Origin of the sequence: Streptomyces sp. NPDC058964 (assembly GCF_042741275.1) — a bacterium.
Lineage (GTDB): Bacteria > Actinomycetota > Actinomycetes > Streptomycetales > Streptomycetaceae > Streptomyces.
Map to the genome: position 1 here is coordinate 1 of NZ_JBHYKH010000374.1, position 9,017 is coordinate 9,017.

Annotated in this window: 8 protein-coding genes and 2 pseudogenes; all 10 read left to right on the forward strand. The window is 72.0% G+C overall.

The genetic code is table 11. The features are described from left to right. A partial coding sequence (locus ACFW2E_RS33545) for an ATP-binding cassette domain-containing protein (protein ID WP_384471685.1) occupies nt 1–468 on the forward strand: 468 nt, incomplete at its 5' end. A gap of 55 nt (nt 469–523) precedes the next feature. Then, nucleotides 524–1,609, forward strand: coding sequence for an ABC transporter permease (locus ACFW2E_RS33550; protein WP_384471687.1), 1,086 nt, complete (start codon nt 524–526; stop codon nt 1,607–1,609). Then, on the forward strand, nt 1,602–2,576 hold the full coding sequence (locus ACFW2E_RS33555; RefSeq protein WP_384471690.1) for an ABC transporter permease: 975 nt from the start codon (nt 1,602–1,604) through the stop codon (nt 2,574–2,576). The genes ACFW2E_RS33550 and ACFW2E_RS33555 overlap by 8 nt, the downstream gene beginning before the upstream one ends. A 116-nt stretch (nt 2,577–2,692) precedes the next feature. Continuing rightward, complete coding sequence (rhaS, locus tag ACFW2E_RS33560) at nt 2,693–3,772, forward strand: rhamnose ABC transporter substrate-binding protein (protein WP_384471693.1); 1,080 nt, start codon at nt 2,693–2,695, stop codon at nt 3,770–3,772. A 17-nt stretch (nt 3,773–3,789) separates the two neighbouring features. Beyond that, a complete protein-coding gene (locus ACFW2E_RS33565; protein ID WP_384471696.1) occupies nt 3,790–4,110 on the forward strand; it encodes an L-rhamnose mutarotase in 321 nt (106 codons plus the stop codon). Between the two features lie 17 nt (nt 4,111–4,127). Further along, entirely contained in the window at nt 4,128–5,552 is a 1,425-nt protein-coding gene (locus tag ACFW2E_RS33570; RefSeq protein WP_384471699.1) for a BNR repeat-containing protein, read from the forward strand. Between the two features lie 76 nt (nt 5,553–5,628). Then, nucleotides 5,629–6,423 (forward strand): annotated as a pseudogene (locus tag ACFW2E_RS33575) (LacI family DNA-binding transcriptional regulator); the annotation flags it as partial. Between the two features lie 163 nt (nt 6,424–6,586). Continuing rightward, nucleotides 6,587–6,766: pseudogene (locus ACFW2E_RS33580) on the forward strand (substrate-binding domain-containing protein); the annotation flags it as partial. 97 nt (nt 6,767–6,863) lie between these two features. Next, nucleotides 6,864–8,165 carry an alpha/beta fold hydrolase gene (locus ACFW2E_RS33585; RefSeq protein WP_384471702.1) on the forward strand — a complete coding sequence of 434 codons (1,302 nt, stop codon included), beginning with the start codon at nt 6,864–6,866 and terminating at the stop codon, nt 8,163–8,165. 321 nt (nt 8,166–8,486) lie between these two features. Then, a partial coding sequence (locus ACFW2E_RS33590; RefSeq protein ID WP_384471705.1) for a sigma-70 family RNA polymerase sigma factor occupies nt 8,487–9,017 on the forward strand: 531 nt, incomplete at its 3' end.

Below are 9,017 nucleotides of genomic sequence, written 5' to 3' on the forward strand. Positions count from 1 at the left end.
GTGATGGACATGTCCATCGAGCGGAACATCGGCCTGACCGGCCTGCGCACGACCGTGCGGGCCGGGCTGATGGACCGGCGCGCCGAGCGCAGCCGCTCCCTCGACTGGGCGGTCAGGCTCCAGGTGAAGTACGCCCGGATCGCCGACGCCGTCTCCACGCTCTCCGGCGGCAACCAGCAGAAGGTCGTGCTCGCCAAGTGGCTGGCCACCGGCCCCAAGGTGCTGATCGTCGACGAGCCGACCCGCGGCATCGACGTCGGCACCAAGGCCGAGGTGCACCGGTTGCTCGGCGAACTGGCCGCCGACGGGGTCGCCGTCCTGATGATCTCCTCCGACCTGCCCGAGATCCTCGGCATGGCCGACCGCGTGCTGGTGATGCACGAGGGCCGGATCACCGCCGAGATCCCGCGCTCCGAAGCAACCGAGGAAACCGTGATGGCCGCAGCCACCGGGAGGGCCGCCGCATGACAGCCGCCGCGCGGCCCGCCCGTACCGCCCCGACCGCCGCCCGGAGGGCCGCCGTATGACGGTGACCGCCCCGAACGAGACCCCCGTCGCCGACGTGCCCGCGTCCAATGGCACCCGGCTCGTCGACCGCGTCTTCAAGATGCGTGAACTCGCCATCCTGGTCGTCTTCCTGGTGATGATCGCCGTCACCCAGCTGGGCAACAGCGAGTTCCTGTCCGAGCAGGGCATCAAGGACCTGCTGCTCAACGCGACCATCCTGGTGCTGGTCGCCACCGGCCAGTCCCTGGTCGTCATCACCCGCAACGTCGACCTGTCGGTCGGCTCGACGCTCGGCATCGGCGCCTTCGCCGCCGGCACCTACCTGCACGGCGGCGGGAACGCGGTCGTCGCCGTCGTCCTCGCCGTCCTGCTCGGCGTCGGGTTCGGGCTCCTGAACGGCCTGCTGGTCAGCCTCGGCCAGGTGCCCGCGCTCGTCGTCACGCTCGGCACGCTGTACATCATCCGCGGCATCGACTCCATCTGGGTCGGCTCGCGGCAGATCACCGCGGCCGACCTGCCCGGCGGCTTCGTCGACTTCGGCTCCGGCGGCATCTCGGCGGTCCCGTGGCTCGCCCTGATCGCCCTGGCCGTGCTGGTCGCCACCGCCTACTACCTCAAGCACTTCGGCAGCGGACGCGAACTGTACGCGCTCGGCTCCAACCCCGAGGCCGCCCGGCTCGCCGGCATCCCGGTGCGCAGGCGGATCCTGACCGCGTACACCTTCTGCGGCGGCCTCGCCGGTCTGGCCGGAGCGCTCTACCTCGCCCGCTTCGGCAACGTCGACTCCGGCACCGGCACCGGCTACGAACTCACCGTCGTCAGCGCGGTCGTGGTCGGCGGCATCGCCTTCACCGGCGGCTCCGGCAGCGTGTACGGCGCGGCCCTGGGCGCTCTGCTGCTCACCTCGGTCAACAGCGTGCTGCCCGCCCTCGGCGTCAGCTCCGTCTGGGTGCTGGCCATCAACGGGGTCCTGCTCCTGCTCGCCATCGCGGTCGACCGGATCGTCGCGCTGCGGGTGGCCTCCGCCCTGAAGAAGACGGCCGCGAAGAAGCCGGTCCCGCAGAGGACGGCCACGCAGAAGGGGAACACCCGCCATGCCTGAGTCCCTGACCCGCGCCGTCCGCTGGGACACCGTGGTCGGTGCCCTCCTCGTCGTCCTCCTGCTGTTCTCGTTCGGCTTCGTGGACGGCTTCGGCAACGCCCTCAACCTGTCCTTCCTGATCGGCAACACCCTCCCGATCGCCCTGATCGCCCTGCCGATGACCCTCCTGGTCGTCGCCGGCGAGATCGACCTGTCGGTCGCCTCCACCGCGGGCCTGTCCGGCGCCGTGATGGGCAGGCTCTGGAACGAGGGCATGGCGATCGAGACGATCATCCCGCTCTGCCTGCTGCTCGGCGTGGCGTGCGGGCTGGTCAACGGCCTGCTCGTGACCCGGCTCGGGCTGCCCTCCCTCGCCGTCACCATCGGCACCCTCGCCGCCTACCGGGGCATCGCACAGATCGTGCTCGGGTCGGACGCGGTGACCGACTTCCCCACGCAGTACCTGGACTTCGCGGCCGGGCGCATCGGGAACTCGTTCGTCCCCCAGGCCTTCCCGCCCTTCCTGGTGCTGCTCGCGATCGCCGTGGTCGTCCTGCACGCCACCCCGTTCGGCCGCTCGCTGTTCGCGGTCGGCGCCAGCGAGGAGGCCGCCCGGTTCGCCGGCGTCCGCGTCAAGCGCCACAAGCTGATCCTGTTCACCGCGACCGGCCTCATGGCCTCGCTCACGGGTGTCTTCTGGGCGCTGCACTACGCCAGCGCCCGCTACGACAACGCCACCGGCCTCGAGCTCTCCGTCGTCGCGGCCGTGCTGCTCGGCGGCATCGACTTCGACGGTGGCAAGGGCACGCTCGGCGGCGCGATCGCGGGTGTCTTCCTGCTCGGCGCGCTGCAGAACGTGATGAGCCTGCTGAACGTCTCCGCCCAGTCGCAGATCGTCGTCACCGGCGTCCTGCTCGTCGTCTCCGTGCTCGGCCCCCGGGTCGCGCGCCAGATCACCGTCGCGAGGGCCGCGCGCTCCGCGGGTTAGGCCGTCCGAGACCGCCGCCGGCCGTGCCAGGTCGCGCCCGCGCAGCGGAGCCGCACATCGAAACCGTCCCGCGCCCCCGCGGGGCGCTCCACTCACCCCGTCAGAAGGACACCGTCATGCGTACGACTTCCCTGCGCCGCGCCGGCGTGGCCCTCGCCGCCGTCACCTCCCTCGCCCTGGCCGCGACCGCCTGCGGCGGCACCACCAAGAACGATGTGAAGGACTCCGGCGGCTCGAACACCGCGGCCGGCACCGCCAACCCGGACGCCGCCCTCAAGAAGGGCCTCACCGTCGGCTTCCTGCCCAAGCAGGTCAACAACCCCTACTTCACCTCCGCCGACAAGGGCGGCGAGAAGGCCCTGACCGAGCTGGGCTCCAAGTACAAGGAGGTCGGCCCGTCCAGCGCCACCGACACCGCCGGCCAGGTGAGCTACGTCAACACGCTCACCCAGCAGCAGGTGAACGCGATGGCCGTCTCCGCGCAGGACCCGGGCGCCCTGTGCACCGCGCTCAAGCAGGCCATGAAGAACGGCATCAAGGTCGTCACCTACGACTCCGACACCGACGCCGGGTGCCGCAACGCCTTCGTCTCGCAGGCCGGCGCCGAGGACCTGGGCCGTACCGAGGTGCAGCTGCTCGCCGAACAGATCGGCTACAAGGGCGAGATAGCCGTCCTGTCCGCGGCGCAGACCGCGACCAACCAGAACACCTGGATCGGCTACATGCAGGACGAGCTGAAGGACCCCAAGTACAAGAACGTCAAGCTGGTCAAGATCGCGTACGGCAACGACGACGCCCAGCAGTCCTTCCAGCAGACCCAGGGACTCCTCCAGGAGCACCCGAACCTGAAGGGGATCATCTCCCCGACCACGGTGGGCATCAAGGCGGCCGCGCAGTACCTGTCCGGCTCCAAGTACAAGGGCGAGGTCAAGCTGACCGGCCTCGGCACCCCGAACGACATGCGCAAGTACGTCAAGAACGGCACCGTCGACGCCTTCGAGCTGTGGGACCCGGCCAAGCTCGGCGACCTCGCCGCCCGCACCGCCGTCGCCCTGGTGTCCGGGCAGATCACCGGCAAGGAGGGCGAGACCTTCAAGGCCGGCGGCACCACGTACACCATCGGCAAGGACGGCGTGATCAACCTGGGCAAGCCGACCGTGTTCGACGCCAAGAACATCGACCAGTTCGACTTCTAGGAGAGGCGGGGCCGTTGATGCAGCGCGTGTGCTTCCTGCTGAAGGTCAGGGCGGACCGCCTCGACGAGTACCGCGAGCGCCATGGCGCGGTGTGGCCCGAGATGCGCCGGGCGCTCTCGGCGACCGGCTGGCACAACTACTCGCTCTTCCTGCGGGAGGACGGCCTGCTGGTCGGCTACCTGGAGACCGAGGACTTCGCCGCCGCCGTCGCGGACATGGAGGCCACCGACGTCAACGCCCGCTGGCAGGCGGAGATGGCGCCGTTCTTCGAGTCGCTGGACGACGCCCGGCCCGACGAGGCCATGAAGCCCCTCACCGAAGTGTTCCACCTCGCCTGAACCCGGAGACACCTCCCATGAGACGACGCACCCTGCCCGCCGGCACCGTGCGCGGCGCCACGGTGACCCCGGCCCCCGCCGCGGGCACCGTCCGGGGAACGGACCCCGGACCCTCGGTCACCAGGACAGGCACCACCACGCTCGACAGCCGGGCCGTCTACTTCGTGTCGTACGACGGCCTGGTCAACAACAACTCCTTCCAGAAGAACGGGCTGCTGACCCACAGGGGCCACCAGTACGCGGCCTGGTACACCGCGACCCGTGACGCGGTGATCGCCCGCCGCGCGGTCGGCGCGAGCACATGGTCGACGGTCACCCTCGCCCACCGGCTCAAGGCCGACGACTCCCACAACGTCATCTCCATGGGCGTCTCCGGGGCCGACGGCCGACTGCACATCACCATGGACTCGCACAGCGACGGCTTCTTCTACGTGAAGTCGGTTGCCGGTCTCCTCGACGCGCCCGCGTCCACCCCCTGGACCCCGTCCGTCTTCGGTGCCGTGCGGACGACCCTCGACGGGCTCGTCCTCACCCCGAGGTTCACCTACCCCCAGTTCGTCGCGACGCCCGAGGGCCGACTCCAGCTCAGCTACCGCGCCGGCACCTCCGGCGACGGACGCAACGCCCTCGCCGAGTACGACGGCTCGGCCTGGACCGAGCTGGGCGAGTGGACCGGCTCCACCGGCACCTACACCAGCCCGCACGGCTCCAGCACGGCCCGCAACATGTATCTGCACGGCATCGACTACGACGTCGACGGGCGGCTGCACGCCTTCTTCACCTGGCGCGAGCGCAGCGCCGCCGTGACGGGTAGCGGCGGCGGCATCACCAACCACGACACCGGCTACGTCTGCTCCACCGACCGCGGCCGCACCTGGCGCAACGACGCCGGCACGCTCGTCGGCACCACCGGAACCACCGGCACGGTGACGGTCACCGACGCCGGCCTGGTCGTCGACCCGCTCGGCCCCGACCACTGCCTGATGAACCAGGAGAGCCAGGCCACCGACTCCGCCGGCCTGCCCCACGCGATCATCAGCCACGTTCCCGTCCGCTTCGGCCGCCGCACCACGGACTACGTGAGCGACCGCACGGCGAACGGCCGCGCCTTCCACCTCCGCAAGGACTCCGCCGGCACCTGGCGGAAGACCGAGATCCCCGTCCCGCTGAACTCCAGCCAGCGCACCGGGCTGGTCCTCGACAGGTACGACAACGCCTATGCGATCCTTCCCCGCGGCCGGATCGCCGGCGCCTCGAAGTCCTCCGGGTACACGGACTGGTCGCCGCTGTACGACGGCGGCGACCTCAACGCCTTCGGGGAGGTCGTCATCGACGGGACACGGGTCGCGGCGGAGGGTGTGCTGTCCTTCATGTACCAGGAGAAGTCGAACGGCACGACCCCCTCGGCGCTCCATGTCGTGGATTTCGCACTCCCTGCCTGACCGTCTGTTCTGGGCTGCGGTGACGGTAATGTGAAGGCCCTCCCGCCGCCCTCGTTCACCTGGAGGTCTCCGCCCGATGACCCAGTCGGTGGGTATCAAGGACGTCGCCCGCGTCGCCGGAGTGTCGGTGGGCACGGTCTCGAACGTGATCAACCGTCCGGACACCGTTGCCAGCGAGACACGGGCCCGGGTGCTGTCCGCGATCGACCGGCTCGGCTACGTCCGCAGCGAGTCCGCGCGCCAGCTGCGCGCGGGCCGCAGCCGGATCATGGGCCTGCTCGTCCTCGACATGGGCAACCCGTTCTTCGTCGACGTGGCGCGGGGCGCCGAGCGGGCGGCGCGACAGGCCGGCCTGGGCGTGATGGTCTGCAACAGCGCGCAGAACGCCGGTGAGGAGGCCGAGTACCTGTCGCTCTTCGCCGAACAGCGGGTGCGCGGTGTGCTGCTCACCCCGGCCGACGCCACCGGACGCAACATCGAGACGTTCCGCCGGCACGGCATCCCGTTCGTGCTGGTCGACCGCGTCGCCGAGGGCACCACCGAGTGCTCGGTCTCCGTCGACGACGTGGCGGGCGGCGCCCTGGCCGTGCGCCACCTCGTGGACGCCGGGCACCGCTCCATCGCGTACGTCAGCGGTCCGCCCGGACTGAACCAGGTGCGCGACCGCCGCACCGGCGCGCTGAACGCCCTCGCGGAGGCGGGCCTGGGCCCCGACGCCCTGCGCGAGTTGCCCACCGAACGGCTCGACGTGGCCGCCGGGCGGGACGCGGGCGCCCGCCTGCTCGGCCTCGCCGACCGCCCGACCGCCGTCTTCTGCGCCAACGACCTGCTCGCCCTCGGCGTCCTGCAGGCCATGTACGCGGCCGGGGTGGGGGGGGGCACCCGGCAATCAGGACGGGGCTGGGCTGGGCCAAAATGTGTGGGGGGGGGGGGGGGGGGCGCGCGCGCGCGCGGGGGGGGGGGCGCGGCGCGCGGGGGGGAGCGCGCGCCCCCACCCCCGCGCCACCGGCGGCACCGCCGCCTTCGCGGACGGGGCCCCCGCGGCCGTCCCGCTCACCTCGGTGCGGCAGCCCGCCGTCACCATGGGAGCCCTCGCGGCGGAGCTGCTCCTGGAGGAGACGGAGGAGCAGCACGGGCCCGGCGCGCACGAGCACCGGCGGGTGGTGCTCCAGCCGGAGCTCGTGGTGCGCCGCTCCAGTCTTGGCACCCGCTGATCGCGCGTTCAGTAAGAATCCATGATTCCGGGGGTCGGACGGCGGGCGGACATGTGCTGAACTGGGACGCGACCATCCGTCCGTCCCGGGAGACCTGTTGAGCCTCAGCTACCGCCAGCCCGGCGTCGTCCTCACCGACCGCCACTTCACCGTGCCCCTGGATCACGCCGACCCGGAGGGCGAGACGATCGAGCTGTACGCCCGTGAGGTCGTCGCCGGCGACAAGGCCCACGAGAACCTGCCGTGGCTGGTCTACCTCCAGGGCGGCCCCGGCTACGGGGCGAACCGTTTCATCGGCAGGCAGGCCTGGCTCGACCGCGCCCTGAAGGACTACCGCGTCCTGCTCCTCGACCAGCGCGGCACCGGCCACTCCGCCCCCGCCAACCGGCAGACGCTCCCGCTGCGCGGCGGCCCCGCCGAGCAGGCCGACTACCTCACCCACTTCCGGGCCGACTCGATCGTCCGCGACTGTGAGATCGTCCGCGCCCGGGTGACGGGCGGCGCGCCCTGGACCGTCCTCGGCCAGAGCTTCGGCGGCTTCTGCACGGTCAGCTATCTGTCCCTGGCCCCGGAGGGCCTGAGCAGCGCGGTGATCACCGGTGGCCTGCCGTCCCTGGACGCCCGCGCCGACGACGTCTACCGCGCCGCCTATCCGCGGATCGAGCGCAAGGTCGCCGCGCACTACGCCCGCTACCCGCAGGACGTCGAGCGCGCCCGCCGGATCGCCGACCACCTCCTGAGCCACGACGTGGTCCTGCCCAACGGCTACCGCCTCACCGTCGAGGCCTTCCAGTCCCTCGGCCTCATGCTCGGCGCGAGCGACGGCAGCCACCGCCTCCACTACCTCCTGGAGGACGCCTTCGTCCGCACCCCGCACGGCACCGAGCTGTCCGACGCCTTCCAGGAGGAGGCGCAGGGCCTGCTGTCCCACGCGGACCACCCGCTCTTCGCCCTGCTCCACGAGCCGATCTACGGCCAGGACGCCCGCCCCACGTCCTGGGCCGCCGAACGGATCCGCGCCGAGTTCCCGCAGTTCGACGCCGCCAAGGCCCTCGCCGGCGACGCGCCGGTCCTGTTCACCGGCGAGACCATCCACCCCTGGATGTTCGAGACCGACCCCGCCCTGCGCCCCCTGCGCGACACCGCCGGGCTGCTCGCCGCCCGCACCGACTGGCAGCCCCTGTACGACCCGGCCCGCCTCGCCGTCAACGAGGTCCCGGTGGCGGCGGCCGTCTACCACGACGACATGTACGTCGACACCGAGCACTCCCTGCGGACCGCCCGCGCGATCCGCGGCCTGCGCACCTGGGTCACCGACGAGTTCGAGCACGACGGACTGCGGGCGGGCGCGCCCCGCGTTCTCGACCGGCTGCTCGCGCTGACCCGCGACGAGGCGTGACAACCGGGCGAAACGTAAAAGCGGTTGCGGGGCCGGATCGGCGGCATAGTCTGCGCCCATGACCGAGCCGACGACCACTCGGCTCCAGCCCGTGCCCGACCGCCGGCGGCGCGCCCTCGCCGTGGTGGCGCGCCCCGGCGACCGAGTACGGCTGCTCCGCGGCGGGCGCCGCCTGGACCGGCGGCCGGGAGGGAGGCCGTCGAGTACGGCACCGCCCTGCGCCGCGACATCGCCGCCGTCACGGGCGAGCGGTTCGGCGGCCGGCGGTCGCCTTCGAGCTGTTCGGCCGCCAGCCGGCCACGCCGACCGAACGGGGACACCATGAACGACCGGAACGACAAGAGCGGCACCATCGGCAAGAGCGGCAGGGAAGTCCTGGCCGACCGGTTCGAGGAGCACCGCGGACATCTGCGCGCCGTGGCCTACCGGATGCTCGGCTCCCTCGCGGAGGCCGAGGACGCGGTCCAGGAGGCGTGGCTGAGACTCGGCCGCACGGACGCCGACGAGATCAGGAACCTCGGCGGCTGGCTGACCACCGTCGTCGGCCGGGTCTGCCTGGACCTGCTGCGCTCGCGCGCCGCCCGCCGTGAGGAGCCGATGGACGACACGTTCGTCCCGGACCCGGTGATCCGGCCGCTGCCGCGGACCGACCCCGAACAGGAGGCGCTCCAGGCCGACTCGGTCGGCCTCGCCCTCCTCGTGGTCCTGGAGGCGCTGGAGCCCGCCGAGCGGCTGGCGTTCGTCCTGCACGACATGTTCGCGGTGCCGTTCGACGACATCGCGCCGATCGTGGAACGCACCTCCGCCGCGACCCGGCAGCTCGCCAGCCGGGCCCGCCGCAGGGTCCAGGGC

Coding starts and splice junctions, on each gene's coding strand:
- rhaS (WP_384471693.1), top strand. CDS start 2,693: ATGCGTACGACTTCCCTGCGCCGCGCCGGCGTGGCCCTCGCCGCCGTC.
- ACFW2E_RS33570 (WP_384471699.1), top strand. CDS start 4,128: ATGAGACGACGCACCCTGCCCGCCGGCACCGTGCGCGGCGCCACGGTG.
- ACFW2E_RS33565 (WP_384471696.1), top strand. CDS start 3,790: ATGCAGCGCGTGTGCTTCCTGCTGAAGGTCAGGGCGGACCGCCTCGAC.
- ACFW2E_RS33555 (WP_384471690.1), top strand. CDS start 1,602: ATGCCTGAGTCCCTGACCCGCGCCGTCCGCTGGGACACCGTGGTCGGT.
- ACFW2E_RS33550 (WP_384471687.1), top strand. CDS start 524: ATGACGGTGACCGCCCCGAACGAGACCCCCGTCGCCGACGTGCCCGCG.